The organism is Streptomyces sp. STAM6, from assembly GCF_054963715.1.
Genome location: NZ_JBUEFZ010000003.1, coordinates 64,475 through 89,086 on the forward strand (window position 1 = coordinate 64,475; position 24,612 = coordinate 89,086).

A 24,612-nucleotide genomic window follows, 5' to 3' on the forward strand; every position below is an offset into this window, starting at 1 on the left:
CCGCGAGGCCCGGACGTCTGGGCACCCGGGCCGGACGGACCGGGCGCACTGTCAGCAGGTGTTCGGACTTCAAAGGGCGCAAAGGCACACCAACACACCGTTGCGGGACAGTTCCGGATTCGCACCGGATTCCCCTGCGACGACAGCGAGCATGAGCATACATGTGGGGGGCTCCCCTTGAGGCACCCCCCACATGTTGTGTCGGTCGGCAATCGCCGTGTCGCTCAGAGCTTCAGGCCGTAGGTGCGCAGAGTGACGCCGTGGAGGGGTTCCCAGTCCCGTTCCGGGGTCCGTACGAACCCCAGCCGCTCGTAGAGCCGGTGGGCCGATCGCATCGCGACCTGGGTCGACAGGACGATCCCCCGGCAGCCCGGCAGGGCCCGGGCGCGCTCCACGCAGGCCCGTGCGAGCGCCTCGCCGGCACCCCGGCCGCGGGCCGCTTCCGCCACCGCGAGCATCAGGATCTCGGCCTCGCCCTCGCGCGCGATGCCGGCCCACGGGCCGCCGGACGCGACGAACGTCACGCCGCCCAGCAGCTGTTCGTTCTCGCCCACGGCGACGAGCACCTCGGCCCCCGCGGCACGCGCGGACACGTCGCGCAGCTCGTGCAGGTACTCGTCGCTCTCTCCGAAGGCCGGCAGCCCGTCGGCGAGGTACGCCTCCGCGGTGATGTCGCCCAGCGCGGTGTGCTCGTCGGGCCGTACGGCCCTGATGGTGATGTCCATGGGCGCAGTGTGGCCCCTCGTGCGGCGACGACGAAGGCCGCCGCGCCCCCCGGAGGGAGTGCGGCGGCCTTCGTCGTGCGCGAGGGCCGTCAGTGACCGGCACCCGCCGTGGCCGGCGGAAGCTCGACCTTGACGCCCGGGTCGCCCGCGTCGGCGGTGTAGTCCGACGGCGACGTCTCGTCCACGCCCTCGGGGGCCTTGACGGCCTTGAGGACGAAGGTGAGGACGACGGTGACGACCACGTTGAGGACGAACGCCGTCAGGCCGATGTAGCCGATCTCACCGATGCCCGGGATCTCGGCGGACGAGCCGCCGAAGTGCTTCTGCGTGGGGCTCGCGACGCCGTACGCGGCGGCCGTGCCGTAGACCATGCCGACGGCCCAGCCGGCCAGCAGCGCCCAGCGGTGGAACCAGCGCGTGAACAGACCGCCGACCAGGGCCGGGAAGGTCTGCAGGATCCAGATGCCGCCGAGCAGCTGGAAGTTGATGGCGACGGTCTTGTCCATGGTGAGGACGAAGGCCAGCGCGCCCACCTTCACCAGCAGCGACACCAGCTTGGACACCTTGGTCTCCTGCTCCGGGGTGGCGTCCGGCTTCAGGAAGTCCTTGTAGATGTTCCGGGTGAAGAGGTTGGCCGCGGCGATGGACATGATGGCCGCCGGGACCAGCGCGCCGATGCCGATGGCGGCGAAGGCGACGCCCGCGAACCAGTCCGGGAACATGTTCTCGAACAGCTGGGGGATCGCCAGCTGGCCGTTCTGCACCTTGATGCCCGCCGCGATGGCCATGAAGCCGAGCAGCGCCAGCAGGCCCAGCATCAGTGAGTACAGCGGCAGGATCGTGGTGTTGCGGCGGATCACGTCACGGCTGCGCGAGGAGAGCGTCGCGGTGATGGAGTGCGGGTACATGAAGAGCGCCAGCGCCGAGCCGAGCGCCAGGGTGGCGTAGCCCCAGTGGCCCGCCTCGCCGGGCACGAGCGCGCCGCGCGGTTTGTCGGTGGCCGGGTTGATCTGCGCGTAGGCGTCGCCGGCCGCGGCGAAGATGTCGTCGAAGCCGCCCAGCTTGATCGGGATGTAGATGATCGCCACCGCGATGACGATGTAGATCAGGGTGTCCTTGACGAAGGCGATCAGCGCCGGGGCCCGCAGACCGGACGAGTAGGTGTACGCGGCGAGCACACCGAAGGCGATGAGCAGCGGCAGGTCCTTGATGAACCAGTTGGTGTTCTCACCGCCGCCGACGCCCATGACGTCGAGCACCGCCTGGATGCCGACGAGTTGGAGGGCGATGTACGGCATCGTGGCGAGGATGCCGGTGAGGGCCACCGCCAGCGACAGCCCCTTGGAGCCGAAGCGGCCGCGGACGAAGTCGGAGGTGGTGACGTATCCGTGCTTGTGGGACACCGACCACAGGCGGGGCAGGAAGGTGAAGATGAGCGGGTAGACGAGGATGGTGTACGGCACGGCGAAGAAGCCGGCCGCGCCCGCCGCGTAGATGGCGGCCGGGACGGCGACGAAGGTGTACGCCGTGTAGAGGTCGCCGCCGAGCAGGAACCACGTCACCCAGGTGCCGAACGAGCGGCCGCCGAGGCCCCATTCGTCGAGGCTGTTCTCGTTCTCGGCCTTGCGCCAGCGCGCGGCCATGAAGCCCATGACCGTGACGGCCAGGAAGAAGAAGACGAAGACGCCGAGCGCGACGCCGTTCACACCGTCCTTCATCGCGACCCACCCCCCTTGCGGGCGCGCTGGTCACGCTGCCACAGCTTGTAGGCGATCATCGTGAGACCGGTCGATATCACGACCCAGAGCATCTGGTACCAGTAGAAGAACGGGATGCCCATGAAGACCGGTTCGAGCTTGGCGTACGAGGCGACCCAGAGCATCGCCACAAAGGGTGCGATCAGACAGAGCGCCACCACCACCCGCACCGGGGTGACGGCCGGCGGGCTCACCGGCTGTTTCTCCTCTTGCTCCTGCGACATGCAGCGACTCCGTCCCCTCACCGAGCACTTGCGTAATGGGCAGGAAATCTAAGGGACCGTTTCGTCGCGCGGAACCCCCGTCCGGATAACGGACCAGTCTCGACGTGCGGAAACGGTGAAGAGCCACGCCTTTTGACGGGGCGTGGCTCTCACCGGGCCGGTACGAAACGGAAGTTCAGTCGTTCGGACGCCGCGAAACGGGCGACGCCGGGTCCGTCCGGGGGACCTTTTGGGGGATCCCCGTTGTCCAGCCGGCCCGGTCCCGTCGCCGCCGTCTCAGCCGTTCGGGCGCTGGAGTCGGGCCACGCTGTGTCTGTCCGTGGGGTGACCCCCGGACCCCCAGCAAGGTCCCGTCGCCGCCGTCTCAGCCGTTCGGGCGCTGGAGTCGGGCCACGCTGTGTCTGTCCGGGGGGTGACCCCCGGACCCCCAGCAAGGTCCCGTCGCCGCCGTCTCAGCCGTTCGGGCGCTGGAGTCGCGCCACGAACTTGTAGCGGTCGCCGCGGTAGACCGAGCGGACCCACTCCACCGGCTCGCCGTTCTCGTCGAGCGAGTGGCGCGAGAGCATCAGCATCGGCAGGCCCACGTCCGTGCCGAGCAGGCCGGCCTCCCGCGGGGTGGCCAGCGAGGTCTCGATCGTCTCCTCGGCCTCCGCGAGCCGGACGTCGTACACCTCCGCCAGGGCGGTGTAGAGCGAGGTGTACTTGACCAGCGAGCGGCGCAGCGCGGGGAAGCGCTTCGCGGACAGGTGGGTGGTCTCGATGGCCATCGGCTCGCCGCTGGCCAGCCGCAGCCGCTCGATGCGCAGGACGCGCCCGCCGGCCGAGATGTCGAGGAGTCCCGCGAGCGTGTCGTCCGCCGTGACGTACCCGATGTCGAGCAGCTGTGAGGTGGGCTCCAGGCCCTGGGCGCGCATGTCCTCGGTGTACGAGGTGAGCTGCAGCGCCTGGGAGACCTTCGGCTTGGCGACGAAGGTGCCCTTGCCCTGGATGCGCTCCAGGCGGCCCTCGACGACCAGCTCCTGCAGGGCCTGCCGCACGGTCGTGCGGGAGGTGTCGAACTCGGCGGCGAGGGTGCGCTCCGGCGGCACCGGGGTGCCCGGCGGGAGCGTTTCCGTCATTTCCAGCAAATGCCGCTTCAGTCGGTAGTACTTGGGCACGCGAGCCGTGCGGGTCGCATTTCCGCTCTCGGTCTCGGTACCGCCCCCGTCCGTGGCCATGGCCCGCCTTCCCGACTCCTGTGCTGCTGCCGTCACCGGCTCCTCCGTCTATTGCGGCTCACATGGTGGCACGGACCGGTCACGGGTCGTCGCCCCTCCTCAGGTGTCGGTCCGGTAACGGACCCGACTGCCCTTCTTATACACCCTTGACACCCCTAAAGGTCTAGGCCAAGCTCCCGGGTACTGGTCTAAACCATTAAAGACCAAGTCCCAGTCCCACGAGCACTACCAGGCGTATGGCTTCGCGGTGGGCAGGGGTTGCAGGCATCCCTGAGGAGGGTGGCGTGAAGCGCAAGCTCATCGCGGCGATCGGCGTCGCGGGCATGGTGGTCAGCATCGCCGCGTGCGGTTCCGACAGCGGCAAGGGGGGCGACACCGAGGCCGGCGGCAACAAGACGCTGACGGTCTGGGTCATGGACGGGTCCGCTCCCGACGCCTGGATCAAGGAAGTCAACAAGGCCTTCGAGGCCAAGCACAAGGGCGTCAAGGTCAAGGTCGAGGTCCAGCAGTGGAACGGCATCCAGGAGAAGGTCACCACGGCCCTCTCCGAGGACACCCCGCCGGACGTGCTGGAACTCGGTAACACCCAGACCGCCGGCTACGCGGCCACGGGCGGCCTCGCCGACCTCACGGACGACAAGGCCAAGCTCGGCCACGACGGCTGGAACAAGGGCATGCTCGCCTCCAACGAGCTGGACGGGAAGCTCTACTCCGCCCCCTGGTACGCCGCCAACCGGGTCGTCGTCTACGACAAGGCCGCCTTCAAGAAGGCCGGCGTGACCCCGCCGAAGACCCGCGCCGAGTGGATCGAGGGCCTGAAGAAGCTCAAGACCGCCGACCCCAAGACCCAGCCCATCTACCTCCCCGGCCAGAGCTGGTACGTCTTCTCCGGCTTCCTCTGGGACGAGGGCGGCGACCTCGCGGTCAAGGACGGCGACAAGTGGAAGGGCAACCTGTCCTCCCCGCAGGCCACCGCCGCCATCAACTTCTACAAGGAGCTGCAGTCGTACTCGACCGCTCCCAAGGACAAGGACGAGGCGACCCCCCAGCAGTCCACCGACATCGTCCCCAAGGGCGGCGTCGCGTCCTGGATCGGTCTCGGCTGGGAGGCCGGCGGCGCGATCGACGCGCTGAAGAAGGCCGGCAAGACCGCCGACTTCGGCTACTTCCCGATTCCCGGCAAGACCGCCGACAAGCCGGGCTCCGTCTTCTTCGGCGGCTCCAACCTCGCCGTCGCCGAGCGCTCCACCCACAAGGACCTGGCCAAGGAGTGGCTGGCCCTGGCCGCCGGCAAGGAGCACATGGCCAAGTACGCCGCCGCCACCCAGGGCGCGCTGCTCCCGAACAACGACGCCGCGCAGTTCAAGCCGGCCCCCGGCTCCTTCGCCGAGGCCATGGCGCTGTCCGCGTCCGTCGGCAAGATCACCCCGGTCACCCCGGGCTGGGCGAACGTCGAGACCGCGCCCAACCCGATCAAGGACTACATGACCAAGGTGCTGAAGGGCGAGGACCCCAAGACGGCCGGTGAGGCCGCCGACAAGGTGATCACCGAGCGAGTCAACCAGCAGTAGCCCGTGACCACCCGGTGGTGCGGCCGGCAGCGGACCGGTCGCACCACCGGGTCATGGCACCGCCCCCTTGTCCCAGGCCCACCACGACGGGCGGTCACCGAGAACCGCGAGGAAGAAGACCATGACCGTGGACTCCCAGGGAACGGTGAGCACCGTTCCTCAGGACGCGCCCGGAAAGGCGGCCGGGAAGACCCCGCCGCCCCCTTCCGGCGACAGACAAGTCCTCCAGCCTCCTCGCGGCAGACGCTCACTGCCCGGCGGGGCGCTGCCCTACCTGCTGATCGCCCCGGCCGTCCTGTCCATGGCGGTGCTGCTGCTCTATCCGCTGATCCGCAATGTGATCCTCTCCTTCCAGCAGGTCAACCGGAAGGAACTGATCACCCGCAAACCGGAGTGGATCGGCTTCGAGAACTACACCGAGCTGCTGGGTGACCCGGAGTTCTGGACCGTCGTGGTCCGCAGCGTCCTCTTCACGGCCGGCAACGTCGTGCTGATCATGGGCGTCGGCACGCTCGTCGGTCTGCTGCTCAACCGGCTCGGCAAGAAGATGCGCCTGGTGCTCTCGCTGGCGCTGATGCTGGCCTGGGCGATGCCGATCGTCGCGTCCGTCACCGTCTTCCGGTGGCTGTTCGACGAGCAGTTCGGCGTCGCGAACTGGCTGATGCGCACACTCGGCTTCGCCGGCTACGAGCAGCACAACTGGTTCGAAACGGGATTCTCCACCCTCGTCATCGTCACCGTCCTGGTGGTGTGGGGATCGATCCCGTTCGTCGCGCTCAACATGTACGCCGGCCTGACCACGATCGGGACCGAGCTGTACGAGGCCGCCAAGATGGACGGCGCGAACGGCTGGCGCACCTTCTGGTCCGTCGTCTTCCCGAACCTGAAGCCGTTCTTCCTGATCACCACGTTCCTGGAGATCATCTGGGTCTTCAAGGCGTTCGCTCAGGTCTACGCCATGAACCTGGGCGGCCCCGACCGCACCTCCGAGACCCTCCCGGTCTTCGCCTACATCGAGGGGCAGGGCCAGGCCCACTACGGCCTCGCCGCGGCCATCTCGGTCCTCACCATCGTGATGCTGATCGCCGCCATGTCCTTCTACTTCCGCCTGATCCTGAAGCAGGAGGAGGAGCAGTGAGCACCACCCACGCCAAGGCGCCGCAGGTACTGCGCCGCAAGCCGGTCCGGCCCGGCGCGGTCCTGAAGAACCTGACCGCGCTCGTCCTCGCGGTGATCTTCGTCTTCCCCGTGTACTGGATGTTCAGCTCGTCGCTGAAGCCGCAGTCCGAGATCCTCACCAAGGACCCGGTCTTCCTCTTCGCGCCGACGTTCGAGAACTACCCGACCGCCACCGGCGTCGAGTTGTTCTGGACGTATGTCGGCAACAGTCTCACCGTCACCGTCGGCGCGGTGCTGCTCGCCCTGGTCGTCGCCCTGGCCGCGAGCTTCGCCATCGCCCGGATGCGGTTCCGCGGCCGCAAGGGCCTCGTCCTCGGCGTGATGATGGCCCAGATGGCCCCGTGGGAGGTCATGGTCATCGTGATGTACATGATCGCCCGCGACGGCGACATGCTGAACAGCATCCCGCTGCTCACGGCGATCTACTTCGTCATGGTGCTGCCCTTCACCATCTGGACCCTGCGCGGCTTCATCGCCGCCGTCCCGGTGGAGCTGGAGGAGGCCGCGCAGATCGACGGCTGCACCCGCGGCCAGGCCTTCCGCAAGGTCCTCTTCCCGCTCCTCGCGCCGGGCCTGATGTCCACCTCGCTCTTCGGCTTCATCACCGCCTGGAACGAGTTCGCGATGGTCCTGATCCTGAACAAGGACAAGACGGCGCAGACCCTGCCGCTGTGGCTGACGCAGTTCCAGACGGCGTTCGGCAGTGACTGGGGCGCCACCATGGCCGCCTCCTCGCTCTTCGCCCTCCCCGTGCTCATCGTCTTCCTCTTCCTCCAGCGCCGGGCCGTCGGCGGCATGACCGCCGGCGCAGTGAAGGGATAACGGCACCCATGACGACTCTCGTGCGTGGCACCTCCGACACCCTCACCCGGGACGCCCTCACCGTCCTCCAGCCGGGTTTCGTCGGCACCACGGCCCCCGACTGGCTGTTGCGCCGCATCGGCGAAGGCCTCTCCGCGGTCGGCCTGTTCGGCCGCAACATCGCGAGCCCCGAACAGCTCGCGGCGCTCACCGCCCGGCTGCGGGCCGAGCGGGACGACGTGCTGGTCGCGATCGACGAGGAGGGCGGCGACGTCACCCGTCTCGAGGTGCGCAGCGGCTCCTCCTTCCCCGGCAACTACGCCCTGGGCTCGGTGGACGACACCGCGCTCACCCGGGCCGTCGCCCAGGAGCTCGGCCGCCGGCTCGCCGCCTGCGGGGTCGACCTCAACTGGGCGCCGTCCGCCGACGTCAACTCCAACCCGGACAACCCGGTGATCGGTGTGCGGTCGTTCGGCGCCGACACCGGCCTCACGGCCCGGCACACCGCCGCGTACGTCGAAGGCCTCCAGGCGGCCGGTGTCGCGGCGTGCACCAAGCACTTCCCCGGACACGGCGACACCAATGTCGACTCGCACCACGCGATGCCCCGCATCGATGTGGATCTGGACACACTGCACGCCCGTGAGCTGGTGCCTTTCCGCGCGGCCATCGCCGCGGGTTCCAAATCGGTGATGAGCGCGCATATCCTGCTGCCCGCGCTCGACCCCGAACACCCGGCCACCCTGAGCCCGCGGATCCTCACCGGACTGCTGCGCCAGGAGCTGGGCTACGACGGCCTGATCGTCACCGACGGCATGGAGATGCAGGCCATCGCCTCGACGTACGGGATCGAGCGCGGCTCCGTCCTCGCGATCGCGGCGGGCGCCGACGCCATCTGCGTCGGCGGCGGCCTGGCCGACGAGGAGACCGTACTGCGGCTGCGCGACGCGCTGGTCGAAGCGGTACGGACCGGCGAACTGCCCGAGGAGCGGCTGGCCGACGCGGCCGCGCGTGTGCGCGCGCTGGCGTCCTGGACCCAGGCGCACCGGGTCAGGGGGGCTGTGACGGAGCCGGGCGCGGCAGTGCAGGAGGGGACCGCGCCCGGCTACGACATCGGACTGGTGGCGGCCCGCCGGGCCGTGACGGTGACCGGGGAACGCACGCCGCTGACGGGGCCCGCCTACGTCGCCGCGTTCACGCCGGTCGCCAACATCGCGGTCGGCGACGAGACGCCGTGGGGCGTCGGGGCCGAGCTGGTCCGGCTGCTGCCGGGAACCAGGACCGGCACCTACGCCTCCGACACGGCCGTGGAGCGGGTCCTGCGGGACGCGGGGGAGCGGCGGATCGTCGCGGTCGTGCGGGACGCCCACCGCCATCCCTGGATGGCCGCGGCGCTGGACGCCCTGCTGGCGGCCCGCCCGGACACCGCCGTGGTGGAGATGGGCCTGAGCCAGGCCGCGCCGAAGGGGGCCCCGCACATCGCGACGCGCGGGGCGGCCCGCGTGTGCGGTCTCGCGGCGGCGGAGATCCTCACGGGCACCGCCTGAGGGACGTCCGTACCGGTGCGCAGGGGTTGTGCCGGTGCGGAGACACGAAGAGGGCCCGGGTTCGGTGACGAACCCGGGCCCCTTTCGCCGCCCTGCCTACAGGCCCTGCCAGGCGGGCTTGTTGGCGTAGGTGTGCCGGAAGTAGTCGGCGAGCTTCAGCTTGGACGCGGCGGCCTCGTCGACGACGACCGTGGCGTGCGGGTGCAGCTGGAGCGCGGAGGCCGGCACCAGGGCGGCCACGGGGCCCTCGACGGTCTGCGCGACCGCCTCCGCCTTGCCCTCTCCGGTGGCCAGCAGGACCAGGTGGCGGGCCTCCAGGATGGTGCCGATGCCCTGGGTGATGACGTGGTGCGGCACCTGGTCGATGTCGCCCTCGAAGAAGCGGGCGTTGTCTACGCGGGTCTGCTCGGTCAGGGTCTTGATGCGGGTCCGGGAGGCGAGCGAGGAGCAGGGCTCGTTGAAGCCGATGTGCCCGTCGGTGCCGATGCCGAGGATCTGCAGGTCCACGCCGCCCGCCTCGGCCAGCGCCCGGTCGTAGGCCTCGCAGGCCGCCTGGACGTCCTCGGCGGAGCCGTCCGGGCCCATGAAGGCGTCGGGGCTCAGCCCGAGCGGCTCGACGACCTGGCGCAGGACGGTCGAGCGGTACGACTCGGGGTGCCCGGCCGGCAGTCCGACGTACTCGTCCAGCTGGGCTATCCGGGCCCGCGAGACATCCACGGAGCCCGCCCGGACCTTGGCGGTCAGGGCGTCGTAGACGGGCAGCGGAGTCGAGCCGGTGGCCACGCCGAGCAGAGCGTCGGGCTTGCGGCGCAGCAGACGGGCGATGCCCTCCGCGATGAGTTCGCCGCCTGCCTTGGCGTCCTGGACGATGACAACTTCCACGCTGGGCCTGCCGATCTTGAGTGGTCCGAGTAGTCCATGTGGGCTATGTGGTATAGACCAATCTAGCAGAAGGGCTCGTCCCGCTGGCGGCCCCGCGAGAAACCGTGGTCGACTGTCTGACATGAGCGAGCAGCCGGGTCGGATCATGGCGGGGGAGATGGCGGAGCAGCCCGCGGTGCTGCGCCGGATCCTGGAGCAGGGCGCCCCGCGGATCCAGGCCGTGGCCGAGGCGATCGCGGCCCGCGCGCCGCGTTTCGTGCTGCTGACCGCCCGCGGCACCTCGGACAACGCCGCGCTGTACGCCAAGTACCTGCTGGAGATCCGCCTCGGCCTGCCGTGCGGCCTCACCTCCATGTCGACCACGACGGCGTACGGCGCCCGGCCCGATCTGACCGATGTCCTCGTGATCACGGTCAGCCAGTCCGGCGGCTCACCCGACCTCGTCGCCTCGACCCGGGCCGCCCGGGAGGCGGGCGCGGTCACTCTCGCGGTGACCAACAACGCCGACTCGCCGCTGGCCGCCGTCTCCGAGTACCACATCGACATCCTGGCCGGGCCCGAGAAGGCCCTCCCCGCGACCAAGACGTACACCGCCTCGCTCCTCGCCCTCTACCTCTTCGTGGAGGGGCTGAGGGGCGGTGCCCACGAGGCGCTGGGGGCGGCGAAGGCGCTGCCCGAACTCGCCGCCCGCATCCTGGACCGCAAGGCCGAGGTCCGGCAGCTCGCGGCCCGGTACCGGTTCGCCGAGCGCATGGTCATCACCTCGCGCGGCTACGGCTACCCGACGGCCAAGGAAGCCGCGCTGAAGCTCATGGAGACCAGCTACATCCCGGCGCTGTCCTACTCCGGCGCCGATCTGCTGCACGGCCCGCTCGCCATGGTCGACAACATCTCACCGGTCATCGCGGTGGTGACCGACGGCCGGGGCGGCGCCGCGCTCCAGCCGGTCCTGGACCGCCTGCGCGGCCGCGGTGCCGACCTCTTCGTCGTCGGCCCCCGCCCCCAGGTCGAGGCGGCCTCTGCGGGCTTCGTGCTGCCGACGCACGGCCTGGACGAGGAGCTCCAGCCCATTCTGGAGATCCTGCCGCTGCAGCTGCTCGCGTACGAGGTGACCATCGCCCGCGGCCAGGACCCCGACGCGCCGAGAGCCCTCGCCAAGGTCACCGAGACCCGCTGATCCCGGGCCCGAGGTTCGCCGCCGGCCCCGGCGGCCGGGGCGTGCTTCGAAGGTCCCGTCCGGGCGGGGGGACGACGCCACTTTCGCAACACGCCCTACGGCAGGGAGCCGTTCGTCGCGTCGATCCAGTGACCGGTGATCGCGCGCGCCTCGTCCGAGGCCAGGAACGCCACCACGTCCGCGATGTCCGACGGGGTGCCCACCCGCCCGGTGGCCGACATGGCCGCGGCCCCCGCCCAGGCCTCGTCGTTCCCGCGCAGCCACCCCGCGTTGACGTCCGTGTCGACGATGCCCGGCGCCACCGCGTTGACGGTGATGCCGCGCGGGCCCACCACCTTCGCCAGGTACTTCGTGAACACGTCCAGCGCGCCCTTGCTCATCGCGTACGCGATCGTGTCCGGCATCAGCGCCGCCCGGCTCAGGCCCGTCGAGACGTTGATGATCCGGCCGCCGTCCCGCATCCGCTCCAGTCCGAGCCGGGACACGAAGAACGGAGCCCTGGCGTTCACCCCGAAGACCCGGTCGTACTCCGCCTCGGAGATCTCCGCGAACGGCCGGGACGTCCCGATCCCCGCGTTGTTGACGAGGATGTCCAGTCCGTCCGCGTAACGGTCGAACGCGGCCCACAGCCCGTCCGCGTCCCCCGCGACGCCCAGCTCGCCGCCGAGCGCGAAGGCCGAGCCGCCGGCCGCCTCGATCGCGGCGACCGTCTCCTTGGCGGCCGTCTCGTTGCCGCCGTAGTGCACCCCGACCCGCGCGCCGTCGCGGCCGAGCCGCTCCGCGATGCCTCGCCCGATGCCCCGGCTGCCGCCGGTGACCAGCGCCGTCCTGCCCGTGAGCGTGCCCATGGGGCGCCCCCCTTTTTTCATAGTGATCGTTACAGAAAAGACCGTACCAAAGATTTTTTAGTGCCCGCTATAAAATGCGGCCATGGCGACGAGACAGCGCGGCAGGCCCCGCTCCTTCGACCGCGACGCGGCGCTGGAGCAGGCGACCCTGGCCTTCTGGGAGCACGGCTACGAGACGACGTCGGTCGCCGATCTGACCCGCGTCATGGGGATCGGCGCGCCGAGCCTGTACGCCGCCTTCGGGGACAAGAAGGCCCTGTTCTACGAGGTCGTGGCGGCCTACGCGCGGACCTACGGCGCGTTCGGCGCCCGCGCCCTCGCCGAGGAGCCCACCGCCCGGGCGGGCATCGCCCGGCTGCTGCGCGAGGCGGCCGCCGCGTACACCGACCCGGCTCACCCCCGCGGCTGCCTGATGATCACGGCGGCGATCAACTGCGCCACGCCGGAGGTCGAGCGTGCCCTGCGGGACCGCCGCGAGGCGAACATCGCGAGCTTCGAGGAGCGTATCCGCGCGGACCGGGACGCGGGCCTGCTCGCGCCCGGCGCGGACCCCCATGTGCTCGCCCGCTTCAGTGGAGCCGTCCTGCAGGGCATGTCGCAGCAGTCGCGCGACGGAGCCACGCGGGAGGAGCTGGAGGCGCTGGCCGAGACGGCGATGCGGGCGTGGCCGGCGGGGGGCGGCGCGTAGGGCGTATTGCGAAAGTGGCGTCGTCCGCCCGGAGGGCGGGGCCGGGGGCGTCTGGTGCGTGCCAGGCGTTCCCGGCCGGACGGGGCCTGCGGAACGCGCCCTGACGGCCCCGGAAACACCCGCGGGCCGCGGCGCCAGGACGGGACCCTCAACCCGTCCGGCACCGCAGCCCGGAGTTGCCCGGCCGACGGTGTGCGGTGCCGCGGCCGTGTGAGAGGTGCCGTCGCAGTCAGGGCAGAGAGCGCCGGTCCCCTCGATCCACCCTCCTGTGCGGGGAGGATGGAGGCTTTACCAACTCATTGTGGACTAGACCATTCAGGTCTGTCCATCCACGAGCAGTCCGTGTGTACGGGCCTATCCTCCACCACGGACGGTGGAAGCACCAGGTTCAACCACACAGGTACGCTCGCACATGTGCCCTCCATGAACGATCTCGTACGCCAGCACACCGCTCTGAGTGAGTCCGACCTCGAGTGGCTCCACCTGCTGGTGTCGGAGTGGCAGCTGCTCTCCGACCTCTCCTTCGCCGACCTCGTCCTGTGGGTGCCCACCCTGGACGGCACCCGATACGTCTCCGTCGCACAGATGCGCCCCAATACCGGACCCACCTCCTACCAGGACGACATGGTGGGCCATCTCGTTCCCCGCGGCCGCCGTCCGCTGCTGGACGCCGCGCTCGACGAGGGGCGGATCGTCCGGGAGGGCGACCCGGAGTGGCGCGAGGAGGTGCCCGTACGGGTCGAGTCCATCCCCGTGCGCCGGGAGGGCCGTGTCCTCGGTGTCATCGCGCGCAACACCAACCTGCTCACTGTCCGTACACCCTCGCGGCTGGAGCTCACCTATCTCCAGTCCGCCTCGGACCTCGCCCAGATGATCGCCGCGGGCACCTTCCCCTTCCCGGAGCAGCAGGTCGACATGGACGCGTCGCCGCGCGCCGGTGACGGTCTGATCAGGCTCGACGCGGACGGCGTGGTGCAGTACGCCTCGCCCAACGCCCTCTCCGCCTACCACCGCCTCGGCCTCGCCGCCGACCTCGTCGGCCAGCACCTCGGCCAGATCACCGCCGAGCTCGCCCCCTCCCGCGGTCCCGTCGACGAGGCCCTGGTCAAACTGGCCAGCGGCTACGCCCCGCGCGAGGCGGAGGTGGAGGGCAACGGCGGCGTCATCCAGCTGCGCGCCATCCCGCTCAAGCCCAAGGGCACGCGCATCGGCTCCCTGGTACTGCTCCGGGACGTCACCGAACTCCGCCGCCGCGAACGCGAGTTGATCACCAAGGACGCCACCATCCGGGAGATCCACCACCGGGTGAAGAACAACCTCCAGACGGTCGCCGCCCTGCTGCGGCTCCAGGCCCGCAGGATGGACTCCGACCGCGGCAGGGAGGCGCTCAACGAGGCGGTGCGCCGCGTCGGATCGATTGCGATCGTGCACGAGACCCTCTCGCAGAACCTCGACGAGCGGGTCGAGTTCGACGAGATCGCCGACCGGGTGATCTCGATGGTCGCCGAGATCTCGCCCGGCAAGGTCACCTGCCGGCGCAACGGCCGCTTCGGCATCCTGGACGCCGAGGTCGCCACTCCGCTCTCCATGGTCCTCACCGAGATCCTGCAGAACGCCCTGGAGCACGCCTTCGCCCCCGGCGAGCACGGCACCGTCGAGGTCTCGGCCGTCCGCGCCGACACCCGCGCGGCCGACGCCCGGCTGCTGATCACCGTCCAGGACGACGGCAGTGGTCTGCCCGAGGGCTTCGATCCGCAGCGCGCCGGCAATCTCGGACTGCAAATCGTGCGGACTCTGGTGGAAGGGGAGTTGGGCGGCACCTTCGACATGCAGCCCGCGCCCGGGCGCGGCACCCGGGTCGTCCTCGACGTCCCCGTGCAGTCGCAGAAGTAACGGGCAACCGCGGCCCCGCCCGCGCCCGCCGCGGCGGCGCCCGCACAGCAGCGAGCCCCGGACCGTGAGAGACGGTCCGGGGCTCGAACGCTTTGGTTACTGCTGCGCGCTGCGGCTCGGGAGGCGGGTCAGTGCGTACACGCTGTACGCGCCGCCTGGCTCAGGCTCGTAGCGGTGGCGTCGCTCAGGCGCTGGCGTTGCGCGCCCGGTTGCGAGCGGCGCGGCGCTTCATGGCGCGACGCTCGTCCTCGCTGAGGCCACCCCAGACGCCGGAGTCCTGGCCGGACTCGAGCGCCCACTGCAGGCACTGCTCCATGACGGGGCAGCGTCGGCAGACAGCCTTGGCTTCCTCGATCTGCAGCAGCGCAGGACCGGTGTTGCCGATGGGGAAGAACAGCTCGGGGTCTTCCTCACGACAAACGGCGTTGTGACGCCAGTCCATGGCTGCTACCTCTCCTTGGTGTTGCATGCAAGTTGCTTGTGAATGTGAACGCTTTCACGAATCCCTCAACAAGTGAAGGGCCGACCCCCAGATGAACTGGTGTGGTCCTGGACTTTGAGGAGGGGTTCTGGCTTTCGCTGGAGGCCGGTGTTGCGGGCCGTCCCGATCGCCATGTAGAGATTCGCAAACCTCGGCGGCGGATACAACCCCTTCCGGAAAGTTTTTTTTGATTCCTCGGTGTCGGCTAGGTCACAGCCGTACTTCTATGGGGTGGACCCCAGCCCATACGTTCGAGATAAAGGACTAACGGCCCTTCCACTCACACAATCACACGCAGTGCACGGCGAACGCCTGTGAACGTCACGCTTGTGCGGAGCCCCAGGTGGTCTCCGTCCATCTGGAACGGGAGCGGAACCTTCGAATGCAAGGTGAAGTCCGTCAGATCGTGCAAGGAGAGCGCGTGCTTACCTCGCGGCCCGCGCTCCGGAGTGGACCTGAGCAACTGCGTCGCGTACCGCGCCACGGCCGCCGTCGACAGCCGGCTCAGCGCGAGCACGTCGAGCGCCGTGTCGAACGACGCCTCCGGTGACGCGTACACCGGACGATTGCCCAGGTAGGTCCAGGGGGCGGTGTTGCAGACTATCGACAGCACAAGATCCTGGACCGGGTCACTGCCCGGGCGCTCCAGCGTGATCGTCCCGCGCCGGCGGTTCGGCTCGTCGAGGAAGCTGCGCACCGCCTGGCGAAGATAGAGCGCGTGCGTCGACCGCTTGCCGCGCTCCCGCTGCTGCTCGACCCGGCCGATCACCCCCGCGTCGAACCCGAACCCGGCGCAGAAGGTGAACCAGCGGGCCGGGACCGCCTCGTCCTCCGTGCCCGGAGTGCCCGCCGCGACCCCCAGGCCGACGGTCCGCTCCCGGTGCTGCCGCAGCGCGTCGAGGATCGCGCCGGTCGCCTCCACCGCGTCGTTCGGCAGCCCCAGCGCACGGGCGAAGACATTCGTCGAGCCGCCGGGCACGACCGCGAGGCGCGGCAGCCGCTGCGGATCGGGGCCGTGATGCAGCAGACCGTTGACGACTTCGTTGACCGTGCCGTCGCCACCGAGCGCGACGACCATCTCGATGTCCCGGGACTCGGCGGCCCGCCGGGCCAGATCCCGCGCGTGCCCCCGGTACTCCGTGGTCACCGCGTCCAGCTTCATCTCGCTGGCCAGCGCGTGGATCAGAACGTCACGCGTGCGCGCACTGGTGGTGGTGGCTGCCGGATTGACCACGAGAAGTGCGCGCATGAGCGCCAGGTTACCTACCGCGCGGTACCTGGCCCAGGGGGGTCTCGCCCCCCGGACCGGTCCCGACGGGAGTCCGGCGGCTACCCTGCTCGGGTGAGCAGTACGCAGCAGAACACCCCGGAAACCCCCGATTCCGCCCGGCGCCCGGCCCGGGTGACCGGCGCCGCGGCCGTGGCCGGAGCGGAGGCCCTGGCCCTCTTCGCGGGCGGCCTCTACCTGCTCGTGACGAGCCTCACGGGCCGGCCCGACGATCTGACCCAGGCCCTGACCGGCGGGGCGACCCTCATCGCGCTGGGGCTCATCCCGCTGTTCGCCGCCCGCGGCCTGCTGCGGTGCCGCAGCTGGAGCCGCGGCCCGGCGATCATCACCCAGCTGATGGCCCTGCCGGTCGCCTGGACCCTGCTCCAGGCGAGCAGCGTCGCCATCCCGGCCGGCATCGCCCTGGCGATCGCCGCGGTCACCGGCCTGGTGCTGCTGGTCCACCCGGCGACCACGGAAGCCCTCGGCATCCGCGGCCGCGCCTGACCCGCCAGGCGCCTCCGCCTCTTCGCCTACTCCTCCACCAGCAGCTTCTCGCGAAGCTGCGCGAGCGTACGGGCCAGCAGCCGGGAAACGTGCATCTGCGAGATGCCCACCTCCTGGGCGATCTGCGACTGGGTCATGTTGCCGAAGAACCGCAGCAGCAGGATCCGCTTCTCGCGCGGCGGGAGGTCCTCCAGCAGCGGCTTGAGGGACTCGCGGTACTCGACGCCCTCCAGCGCCTCGTCCTCCGCGCCCAGTGTGTCCGCGACCGCCGGGGACTCGTCGTCGGTGTCCGGGACGTCCAGCGAGAGCGTCGAGTACGCGTTGGCGGACTCCAGGCCCTCCAGGACCTCCTCCTCCGAGATGCCCAGCCGTTCGGCCAGCTCGTGGACGGTCGGGGAGCGGCCGTGCTGCTGGGACAGCTCCGCCGTGGCCGTGGTCAGCGACAGCCGCAGCTCCTGCAGCCGCCGCGGCACGCGCACCGCCCAGCCCTTGTCGCGGAAGTGCCGCTTGATCTCGCCGACCACCGTGGGCGTGGCGTACGTCGAGAACTCGACACCGCGGTCCGGGTCGAACCGGTCCACCGACTTGATCAGACCGATCGTGGCGACCTGCGTCAGGTCGTCCAGCGGCTCGCCACGGTTGCGGAAGCGGCGGGCCAGGTGTTCCACGAGCGGCAGATGCATCCGCACCAGCTGGTTGCGCAGTTCGGCGCGCTCGGGTGAGCCGTCCGGCAGCTTGCGCAGCTCGATGAACATCGCCCGCGCACCGCTGCGGTCATGAGGGTCGTGGTGCCGTCCCTGCCGCTTCTGCTGCTGCTCGTCTTCGCTCATCCGGGCCGCCGCCTCTGCTTCCGCCTGCTCCGAGGCGTCAATAAGACCGTCCACCGGGTGCGGCCGTGCCTGCTGTTCCGGGATGCCCGCCGCCGCGCTCAGCAGCCGCTCCCGTGGGCCGCGCTCCTCGTCTCGCACCGGACCGTCCCCGTTCCTCACGCCGGCCCGGGTCCCGCGCCGCGCTGTTTGTACAGGCTGATCGAGACCGTCCGGTCGTCGGCGACGGACGAGTCCACCTTGCCGGCCAGCGCCGACAGCACCGTCCAGGCGAAGGTGTCACGCTCGGGCGCCCGGCCGTCGGTCGTCGGCGCCGACACCGTCACGTCGAGCGAGTCGTCGATCAGGCGGAACACACAGCTGAGGACCGAGCCGGGCACGGCCTGCTGCAACAGGATCGCGCAGGCCTCGTCGACCGCGATGCGCAAGTCCTCGATCTCGTCGAGGGTGAAGTCCAAACGCGCCGCCAGGCCGGCCGTGGCCGTACGCAGCACGGACAGGTAGGCACCCGCAGCGGGCAGCCGGACTTCCACGAAGTCCTGGGTCCCGGGCTCGCCAGCGATCTGGGACACCCTCACCTCCAAGGTGGCACAAGCTCTTTCGGGGCTCGGGGAGGGCCGATCCTCCCCGGAACCGTGCGGTACGCAGGTATGCGTAGTCCGCCGTGACGCTATCGCGATCCATGGTGCCGTGTCGCCGGGACCCCCGGTCCGACGACTGTCACTCATGGTAAGCACATGAGTACACACAGTGGCTAGAGGTGTGTGGTGCCCAATCGCGAGAAACCGGCGGAGGGTTGACGTACCCAGACCTCACACGATCGAACCGTCGACGAAGCACCATCGCCAGTTCTCGCCACGCTCGAAGGTCCGCATCACGGGGTGGCCGGTCTCCTTGTGGTGGGCCGTGGCATGCTGCCCCGCCGAGGAGTCGCAGCAGCCGATGTGCCCGCAGGCCAGGCAGAGCCGCAGCTGCACCGGGTGCGTCCCGGCCGCCAGACACTCGGTACAGGTCTCGGTCAGCGGGGCGGGCTCGGGGCGCGGCAGTTCCGCGACGTGCTGGCACTCGCTCATGATGGCCAGGATATCGGTGGGCCGAATGGGGAGACGATGGACGTACTGCCACTGGTGGCGCTTGTCGCGGTGAGCGCCGCGATCGCCGGAGCGGCCCGCCGCACACCGGTCCCGGCCCCGCTGCTGCTGGTCGCCGCCGGTCTCGCGGCCTCCTACGTGCCCGGCGTCCCCGACTACACCCTCGACCCGCACATCGTGCTGCCGCTGCTGCTGCCGCCCCTGCTGCACACGGCCGCCCTGGACTCGTCCTATCTCGACCTGCGGGCCAACGTCAGGCCCGTCGCGCTGCTCTCGGTCGGCTACGTCCTGTTCGCCACCGTCGCCGTGGGCTACCTCGCCCATCTCCTCGTACCGGACCTGCCGCTGACCGCCGCGCTCGTCCTCGGAGCCGTGATCGCCCCGCCGGACGCCGTGGCCGCCACCGCGATCGCCCGGCGGCTCGGGCTGCCGAACCGGATCACCACGATCCTTCAGGGTGAGTCCCTGGTGAACGACGCGACCGCGATCACCGCGTTCAAGGTCGCGCTGGCCGCGGCCGTCGGCGAGGGTGTGAGCTGGGCGGGGGGCATCGGCGAATTCGCCCTCGCGGCGCTCGGCGGCATCGGCGTCGGGCTGGTCCTGATGGTGCCCATCCACTGGCTCCGCCGTCACCTGGGGGAGCCGCTGCTCCAGAACACCCTCTCCCTGCTCATTCCCTTCGTCGCCTACGCCGCCGCCGAGCGGGTCCACGCCTCCGGAGTGCTGGCGGTCGTCGTGGTCGCCCTCTATCTGGGACACCGCGCCTGGCAGGTCGACTTCGCCACCCGTCTCCAGGAGGAGGCCGTGTGGAAGATGGTCGCCTTCATCCTGGAGTCGTCGGTCTTCGCCCTGATCGGCCTCCAGCTCCCGCACGTGGTCCGCGGGCTCGGCCAGTACGGCATGGGGCAGACCGCCCTGTACGCGGCCGGCGTCTTCGCCGCGGTCGTGCTGGTCCGCTTCGTCTGGGTCCTCCCCGCCACCTATCTGCCACGGGCGCTGTCCCCGCGCATCAGGGCACGCGAACCCGACGCCTCGTGGAGCGGACCGGTGATCGTCGCCTGGGCGGGGATGCGCGGCGTGGTGTCCCTGGCCATCGCCTTCTCCATCCCCGTGGCCACGGACGGCGAGCCGTTCCCGGCGCGCAACCTCGTCCTCTTCCTGACCTTCACCACCGTGATCGGCACGCTGGTGGTGCAGGGGCTCACCCTGCCGCCGCTGATCCGGGCGCTGAAGCTGCCGGGGCGGGACGCGCGGGCCGAGACCCTGGCCGAGGCCCAGGCCCAGAGCGAGGCCTCACGCGCCGCCGAACGGCGGCTGGAGGAACTCCTGGGCGACGAGCGCAACGCTCTGCCGCAGCCCTTGGCCGACCGGCTGCGCACGGTCCTGGAGCGGCGGCGCAACGCCGTCTGGGAACGGCTGGGGGCGGTCAACGCGCTCACCGGGGAGTCCGCGGACGACACCTACCGGCGGCTCGCGCGGGAGATGATCGGCGCGGAGCGCGAGGTCTTCGTGCGGCTGCGCGACGAACGGCGCATCGACGACGAGATGATGCGGACCCTGCTGCGCCGGCTGGACCTGGAGGAGGCGGCGGCCTACCGGGAGGGCACGGCGGGCGGCTGACCGGGCGGCTGACCGGGCGCCGGGTCCGGTTCGGGACGGCCGGTGATCACGGCCGCGACGACGGTGCCGGGAGGGAACGCGCCCTCCTCGGCGAGGGCGACGAGCCCGTACAGCATTTTGGCGACATATATGCGTTCGACGGCGAGCCCGTGCCGCGCCTCGAAGTCGTCGGCGAAGGCGTCGAGGACCGGTGCCGTACGGGCGTAGCCGCCGAAGTGGAACCGCTCGTCCAGGCTCCAGTCGCCCGCCGGGCCGCCGAAAGCCCGCTCCTGCAGGGCCCGTATGTCACCGTCCAGGAAGCCGCCCCGCAGGACGGGTATGCCCAGTGCCCGCGTGCCCGGGCCGAGCCCCGCGGCCAGGCCGGCGAGGGTTCCGCCGGTGCCGCACGCCACCGCGGCGACGTCCGCCCGCCCGCGCAGTTCGCGGCCCAGCCCGGCGCAGCCGCGCACCGCCTGCTCGTTGCTGCCGCCCTCGGGGACGACGACACTCCCCGCGGGCGCCTCGCGCAGCAGGTCCGACAGCACACGCGGGTCGTCCTTCGTCCGGTACGTCGCCCGGTCCACGAACACCAGACGCATCCCGTCCGCCGCGCACCGCGCGAGCGACGGGTTCAGCGGCCTGCCGGCCAGCTCGTCGCCCCGGACGACGCCGGTCGTGGGGAAGCCCAGCAGGCGGCCCGCGGCGGCGGTGGCGCGCAGGTGGTTGGAGAACGCGCCGCCGAAGGTGAGCACCGGACGCCCGGCCGCGGCGGCCAGGTTCGGCGCGAGCTTGCGCCACTTGTTGCCGACGAGGTCGGGGTGGATCAGGTCGTCACGCTTGAGCAGGAGCCGGACGCCGTGGCGGGCGAAGCGCTCGTCGTCCACCGGCCGGAGGGGGGAGGGCAGGAGCGGTCCGAGCGAGGACAGGTCGAGCGCGTTCACGGGGACATTCTCTCCGCTCCCTGCGCATCGCGCGTCATGCGAGCCGATCCGGACAACCTGGCGCCCCGTGGAAGCCCCTTCCATACCCCACGGTGTGATGATCCAGTCGCACTCATTTGTGTAATGGCGCGGGCACACAGCGTGCTGAAAGGCTTCTCCCGCAGTCAGTCGATGATCGAAAGGTAATTTCATGTCGGTTGGTTCGGTTGGGTCGGTCGGCGACGAGACGCAGGCCGTGCAGGCGCCGCCGCAGCAGAGTCTCGGTACGGCAGCCGCCCGCAACCTTGCGACCACCACCAAGTCCGTACCGCAGATGCAGGAGATCACTTCCAGGTGGCTGCTGCGGATGCTGCCGTGGGTCGAGGTGCAGGGCGGTACGTACCGGGTGAACCGGCGGCTCAGCTACTCGGTCGGGGACGGTCGGGTGACGTTCGTCCAGACCGGTCAGCGCGTCCAGGTCATCCCCAACGAGCTGCGCGAGCTGCCCGCGCTGCGGACGTACGAGGACGACGCGGCGCTCACGGAGCTGGCGAACCGCTGCACGCAGCGGGAATTCGCCCCGGGCGAGGTCCTCGCCACGGCGGGCGAGCCGACCGACCGGGTCTTCCTGCTCGCCCACGGCCGGGTCGAGCAGCTCGGCACCGGGCCGTACGGCGACGAGGCGGTGCTCGGTGTGCTCGCCGACGGCGCGTACCTCGGCGACCGCTCCCTGGCCGAGGCCGACGCGACCTGGGACTACACGGCCCGCGCGGCCACCGCGTGCACCGTGCTGGAGCTGACCCGCGCCGATGTGACCAACCTGGCGGAGCGCGCGGACTCGCTGGCCGGGCACCTCGCCGGTCTGGCGTCCCTGCCGCACCAGCGCACCAACAAGTACGGCGAGAAGGCCATCGACCTCTCCGCCGGCCACGTCGGCGAGGCGGTCGTCCCGCACACCTACGTGGACTACGAGGCCTCGCCCCGCGAGTACGAACTGAGCGTCGCCCAGACCGTGCTGAAGGTCCACAGCCGGGTGGCCGACCTCTACAACAAGCCCATGAACCAGACCGAGCAGCAGTTGCGGCTCACGGTCGAGGCGCTGCGCGAGCGCCAGGAGCACGAGCTCATCAACAACAAGGAGTTCGGTCTCCTCGCCAACTGCGACTACGGCCAGCGGCTCCAGCCGCACGACGGGGTGCCCAGCCCGGACGACATGGACGAGCTGCTCTCCCGGCGCCGGGGCAACAAGCTCTTCCTCGCCCACCCGCGCGCCATCGCCGCCTTCGGGCGCGAGTGCAACAAGCGCGGTCTCGTCCCGGGCAGCGTGGACGTGGGCGGCCACCAGATCCCCGCCTGGCGTGGTGTGCCGATCTTCCCCTGCAGCAAGATCCCGGTCACCGAGGCACGCACCACCTCGATCATCTGTATGCGCACGGGCGAGGCCGACCAGGGCGTCATCGGCCTGCACCAGACCGGCCTCCCGGACGAGATCGAGCCCAGCCTCTCGGTGCGTTTCATGGGCATCGACGAACAGGCGATCATCTCCTACCTGGTCACGGCCTACTACTCCGCGGCGGTCCTCGTCCCGGACGCCCTGGGAGTCCTGGAGAACGTCGAAGTCAGCCGCTGGCGGTGACCACGACCGACAGGGACGCCGCGGCCGACAGTCAGGGGGCCGCGGCGCTCCTGGAGCGCACCCGGACCGTCGTCCAGCCCGAACTGCGCTCCACCGTCGAGACGCTGCCCGGTCCGGTACGGCGGGTGGCGATGTACCACTTCGGCTGGGAGCACGCCGACGGCACCCCGGCGGCCGGGCAGGCCGGCAAGGCGATCCGCCCCGCGCTCGTCCTCGCGGCGGCCCGGGCGACGGGTGGTGACCCGAGCGCCGCCGTCCGCGCCGCCGCCGCGGTGGAGCTGACGCACAACTTCACCCTGCTCCACGACGACATCGTCGACGGGGACGCCACCCGCCGGACCAGGCCGACGGCGCGGACCGTCTTCGGCACGCCGGACGCCCTGATCGCCGGTGACGCCATGCTCGCCCTGGCCCTGCGCCTCTTCGCCGAGGACCCCCACCCCGCCGCCGCGGCCGCCTCCGCGCGGCTGGCCGCCTGTGTGATCGAACTCTGCGCCGGCCGGCAGGCGGACCGCGCCCTCGCGGGCCGGGGCCCGCACGAGGTGTCGCTGGAGGAGTGCCTTGCCACGGCGACCGCCAGGACCGGGGCGCTGCTGGGCTGTGCCTGTGCGGTGGGCGCGCTGTACGCGGGCGCGGGCGAGGCGGAGGTCACGGCGATGGACGCGTTCGGCCGTGAGGCGGGCCTGGCGTTCCGGCTGATCGACGACCTGATCGGGATCTGGGGCGACCCGCAGCAGACGGGGAGGCCCGTGGGCGCCGGTCTCGCCGCCCACAGGGAGTCGCTGCCGGTGGTCGCCGCGTTCGGCTCCGGCACGGCGGCCGGTGAGGACCTGGCGGAGCTGTATCGGCAGCCGGCCTTGGACGAGAGGGACGTGCGGCGCGCGGCGGAGGCGGTGGACCGCGCGGGCGGCCGCGACTGGGCCCAGGTCCAGGCCGCCGACCGGATGGCCAGGGCGGTGCACCAGCTGTCACAGGCGGTGCCGGACCCGGCCGCGGCCGGCGATCTGCTGGCACTCGCCGAGTTCGTCACCCGGCGTACCCGCTGACCGACGGAGGTGCCCGCCCCGAGGCGGTGGCCTACCGCGCGGGCACGATCCTGTCCACCACCGTCTCGACGACCCGGTCCAGCTCCTCCGCGGCGAGCACACCGGGAAGCGTGAAGTGCTCCAGCAGCAGGCCGGTCATGGCGAGGTACAGCACCAGCACGGTGTCGGCGTCCCCGGGCAGGTCCGACGCCAGATGGAAGCGGGTGTTCTCGCCGAGGTCCGCCCGCACGGCCCGGGTGAGCTCGGCCTGCAGCGCGGGCCGCCGGGTGGCCTCCAGCCGCAGCTCCAGCATCGCCAGGTAGCCGGTACGCTCCTCCGCCATCCGCTGGACGAGCCACTTCATCAGCTCGGCGACCAGTTCCCGGCTGGGCTCGGGACGCATCGCCGCGTCCACCTTGTCCGGGGCGGGGACCATCCGGGCGTGGATGCGGGAGCCGGCCTGGGTGAGGAGGTCGTCGCGGTTCGCGAAGTAGTTCGACGACGTCCCGGACGGCACGCCGGCCTGCGCGTCCACGGCCCGGAAGGTCAGACCGCGGGCGCCTTCCCTCGCCAGCACGTCGATGGCGGCGTCGAGCAGCGCCGTCCTGCGCTCCGGATTCCTTGCCATGCCTGCCTCCCGGCTCGCCGCACAAAGCCTCTTGCGCAACCACTACAGATGGAGCACTATAGCCGTCGTGGTTGAGTCCCGGGGGAACCGGGGCGAGGCACTCCACTTTCCCCCAGGACAAG

24 protein-coding genes and 1 riboswitch are annotated in these 24,612 nt (G+C 70.9%); of the genes, 11 read left to right on the top strand and 13 right to left on the bottom strand.

What is annotated here, in order from left to right:
- Positions 1-36 precede the first annotated feature (36 nt).
- Positions 37-159, bottom strand: a riboswitch (cobalamin riboswitch).
- A 65-nt stretch (positions 160-224) separates the two neighbouring features.
- The 4 genes from ACY34K_RS05090 to ACY34K_RS05105 form a co-directional block, all read right to left on the bottom strand.
- On the bottom strand, positions 225-725 hold the full coding sequence (locus ACY34K_RS05090) for a GNAT family N-acetyltransferase (RefSeq protein WP_462744135.1): 501 nt from the start codon (positions 723-725) through the stop codon (positions 225-227).
- A gap of 89 nt (positions 726-814) precedes the next feature.
- On the bottom strand, positions 815-2,443 hold the full coding sequence (gene mctP, locus ACY34K_RS05095; protein ID WP_462744137.1) for a monocarboxylate uptake permease MctP: 1,629 nt from the start codon (positions 2,441-2,443) through the stop codon (positions 815-817).
- Complete coding sequence (locus ACY34K_RS05100) at positions 2,440-2,706, bottom strand: DUF3311 domain-containing protein (protein WP_462744139.1); 267 nt, start codon at positions 2,704-2,706, stop codon at positions 2,440-2,442. The genes mctP and ACY34K_RS05100 overlap by 4 nt, the downstream gene beginning before the upstream one ends.
- A 452-nt stretch (positions 2,707-3,158) precedes the next feature.
- Positions 3,159-3,923 (bottom strand): GntR family transcriptional regulator, encoded by a 765-nt coding sequence (locus tag ACY34K_RS05105; RefSeq protein ID WP_462744768.1) that lies wholly within the window; start codon positions 3,921-3,923, stop codon positions 3,159-3,161.
- 284 nt (positions 3,924-4,207) lie between these two features.
- On the opposite strand from ACY34K_RS05105, the gene ACY34K_RS05110 reads away from it, so the two are divergent.
- The 4 genes from ACY34K_RS05110 (at position 4,208) to ACY34K_RS05125 (ending at position 9,021) form a co-directional block, all read left to right on the top strand.
- On the top strand, positions 4,208-5,494 hold the full coding sequence (locus tag ACY34K_RS05110) for an extracellular solute-binding protein (protein ID WP_462744141.1): 1,287 nt from the start codon (positions 4,208-4,210) through the stop codon (positions 5,492-5,494).
- A 121-nt stretch (positions 5,495-5,615) separates the two neighbouring features.
- Complete coding sequence (locus ACY34K_RS05115) at positions 5,616-6,632, top strand: carbohydrate ABC transporter permease (protein ID WP_462744143.1); 1,017 nt, start codon at positions 5,616-5,618, stop codon at positions 6,630-6,632.
- The gene (locus tag ACY34K_RS05120; RefSeq protein ID WP_462744145.1) at positions 6,629-7,495 is read left to right on the top strand and encodes a carbohydrate ABC transporter permease; all 867 of its coding nucleotides are present in this window, start codon (positions 6,629-6,631) and stop codon (positions 7,493-7,495) included. Before ACY34K_RS05115 ends, ACY34K_RS05120 begins: the two co-directional genes overlap by 4 nt.
- Before the next feature lie 8 nt (positions 7,496-7,503).
- A complete protein-coding gene (locus ACY34K_RS05125; protein ID WP_462744147.1) occupies positions 7,504-9,021 on the top strand; it encodes a glycoside hydrolase family 3 protein in 1,518 nt (505 codons plus the stop codon).
- A 96-nt stretch (positions 9,022-9,117) separates the two neighbouring features.
- On the opposite strand, the gene nagB is transcribed toward ACY34K_RS05125, so the two are convergent.
- Positions 9,118-9,903: a glucosamine-6-phosphate deaminase gene (gene nagB, locus ACY34K_RS05130; protein WP_462744149.1), complete on the bottom strand. Its 786-nt coding sequence runs from the start codon at positions 9,901-9,903 to the stop codon at positions 9,118-9,120.
- 121 nt (positions 9,904-10,024) lie between these two features.
- Here nagB and ACY34K_RS05135 point away from each other — a divergent pair, with 121 nt between their 5' ends.
- The gene (locus tag ACY34K_RS05135) at positions 10,025-11,080 is read left to right on the top strand and encodes an SIS domain-containing protein (protein WP_462744151.1); all 1,056 of its coding nucleotides are present in this window, start codon (positions 10,025-10,027) and stop codon (positions 11,078-11,080) included.
- A gap of 95 nt (positions 11,081-11,175) precedes the next feature.
- Here ACY34K_RS05135 and ACY34K_RS05140 read toward each other — a convergent pair whose 3' ends face one another.
- Complete coding sequence (locus tag ACY34K_RS05140; protein WP_462744153.1) at positions 11,176-11,928, bottom strand: SDR family oxidoreductase; 753 nt, start codon at positions 11,926-11,928, stop codon at positions 11,176-11,178.
- A gap of 82 nt (positions 11,929-12,010) precedes the next feature.
- On the opposite strand from ACY34K_RS05140, the gene ACY34K_RS05145 reads away from it, so the two are divergent.
- Both ACY34K_RS05145 and ACY34K_RS05150 read left to right on the top strand, forming a co-directional pair.
- A complete protein-coding gene (locus ACY34K_RS05145; protein WP_462744155.1) occupies positions 12,011-12,616 on the top strand; it encodes a TetR/AcrR family transcriptional regulator in 606 nt (201 codons plus the stop codon).
- Between the two features lie 423 nt (positions 12,617-13,039).
- Positions 13,040-14,509, top strand: a complete 1,470-nt coding sequence (locus ACY34K_RS05150) for a sensor histidine kinase (protein WP_462744157.1) — start codon at positions 13,040-13,042, stop codon at positions 14,507-14,509.
- A gap of 184 nt (positions 14,510-14,693) precedes the next feature.
- Here the strand turns inward: ACY34K_RS05150 and ACY34K_RS05155 are convergent, their stop codons facing one another.
- Entirely contained in the window at positions 14,694-14,951 is a 258-nt protein-coding gene (locus ACY34K_RS05155; RefSeq protein ID WP_003953983.1) for a WhiB family transcriptional regulator, read from the bottom strand.
- Between the two features lie 319 nt (positions 14,952-15,270).
- Positions 15,271-16,239 carry a diacylglycerol/lipid kinase family protein gene (locus ACY34K_RS05160; protein WP_462744168.1) on the bottom strand — a complete coding sequence of 323 codons (969 nt, stop codon included), beginning with the start codon at positions 16,237-16,239 and terminating at the stop codon, positions 15,271-15,273.
- Positions 16,240-16,332: 93 nt separating this feature from the next.
- Here ACY34K_RS05160 and ACY34K_RS05165 point away from each other — a divergent pair, with 93 nt between their 5' ends.
- Positions 16,333-16,764 carry a hypothetical protein gene (locus ACY34K_RS05165; protein WP_462744170.1) on the top strand — a complete coding sequence of 144 codons (432 nt, stop codon included), beginning with the start codon at positions 16,333-16,335 and terminating at the stop codon, positions 16,762-16,764.
- 26 nt (positions 16,765-16,790) lie between these two features.
- Here ACY34K_RS05165 and ACY34K_RS05170 read toward each other — a convergent pair whose 3' ends face one another.
- The 3 genes from ACY34K_RS05170 to ACY34K_RS05180 all read right to left on the bottom strand — a co-directional run bounded on the left by ACY34K_RS05170 (position 16,791) and on the right by ACY34K_RS05180 (position 18,664).
- Complete coding sequence (locus ACY34K_RS05170; protein WP_462744172.1) at positions 16,791-17,753, bottom strand: RNA polymerase sigma factor SigF; 963 nt, start codon at positions 17,751-17,753, stop codon at positions 16,791-16,793.
- Positions 17,750-18,163, bottom strand: a complete 414-nt coding sequence (locus ACY34K_RS05175) for an ATP-binding protein (RefSeq protein ID WP_073754203.1) — start codon at positions 18,161-18,163, stop codon at positions 17,750-17,752. The genes ACY34K_RS05170 and ACY34K_RS05175 overlap by 4 nt, the downstream gene beginning before the upstream one ends.
- A 240-nt stretch (positions 18,164-18,403) precedes the next feature.
- Positions 18,404-18,664: a UBP-type zinc finger domain-containing protein gene (locus tag ACY34K_RS05180; protein ID WP_462744174.1), complete on the bottom strand. Its 261-nt coding sequence runs from the start codon at positions 18,662-18,664 to the stop codon at positions 18,404-18,406.
- A 36-nt stretch (positions 18,665-18,700) separates the two neighbouring features.
- Here ACY34K_RS05180 and ACY34K_RS05185 point away from each other — a divergent pair, with 36 nt between their 5' ends.
- Complete coding sequence (locus ACY34K_RS05185) at positions 18,701-20,302, top strand: Na+/H+ antiporter (RefSeq protein ID WP_462744176.1); 1,602 nt, start codon at positions 18,701-18,703, stop codon at positions 20,300-20,302.
- Here the strand turns inward: ACY34K_RS05185 and ACY34K_RS05190 are convergent.
- Positions 20,275-21,222: a 1-aminocyclopropane-1-carboxylate deaminase/D-cysteine desulfhydrase gene (locus ACY34K_RS05190; RefSeq protein WP_462744178.1), complete on the bottom strand. Its 948-nt coding sequence runs from the start codon at positions 21,220-21,222 to the stop codon at positions 20,275-20,277. The two genes, ACY34K_RS05185 and ACY34K_RS05190, sit on opposite strands and share 28 nt — an antisense overlap.
- Positions 21,223-21,412: 190 nt before the next feature.
- On the opposite strand from ACY34K_RS05190, the gene ACY34K_RS05195 reads away from it, so the two are divergent.
- Positions 21,413-22,837 carry a family 2B encapsulin nanocompartment shell protein gene (locus ACY34K_RS05195; RefSeq protein WP_462744180.1) on the top strand — a complete coding sequence of 475 codons (1,425 nt, stop codon included), beginning with the start codon at positions 21,413-21,415 and terminating at the stop codon, positions 22,835-22,837.
- Complete coding sequence (locus ACY34K_RS05200) at positions 22,834-23,883, top strand: family 2 encapsulin nanocompartment cargo protein polyprenyl transferase (protein ID WP_462744182.1); 1,050 nt, start codon at positions 22,834-22,836, stop codon at positions 23,881-23,883. The genes ACY34K_RS05195 and ACY34K_RS05200 overlap by 4 nt, the downstream gene beginning before the upstream one ends.
- 31 nt (positions 23,884-23,914) lie before the next feature.
- Here ACY34K_RS05200 and ACY34K_RS05205 read toward each other — a convergent pair whose 3' ends face one another.
- Positions 23,915-24,490: a TetR/AcrR family transcriptional regulator gene (locus ACY34K_RS05205; protein ID WP_462744184.1), complete on the bottom strand. Its 576-nt coding sequence runs from the start codon at positions 24,488-24,490 to the stop codon at positions 23,915-23,917.
- Between the last annotated feature and the right edge of the window lie 122 nt (positions 24,491-24,612).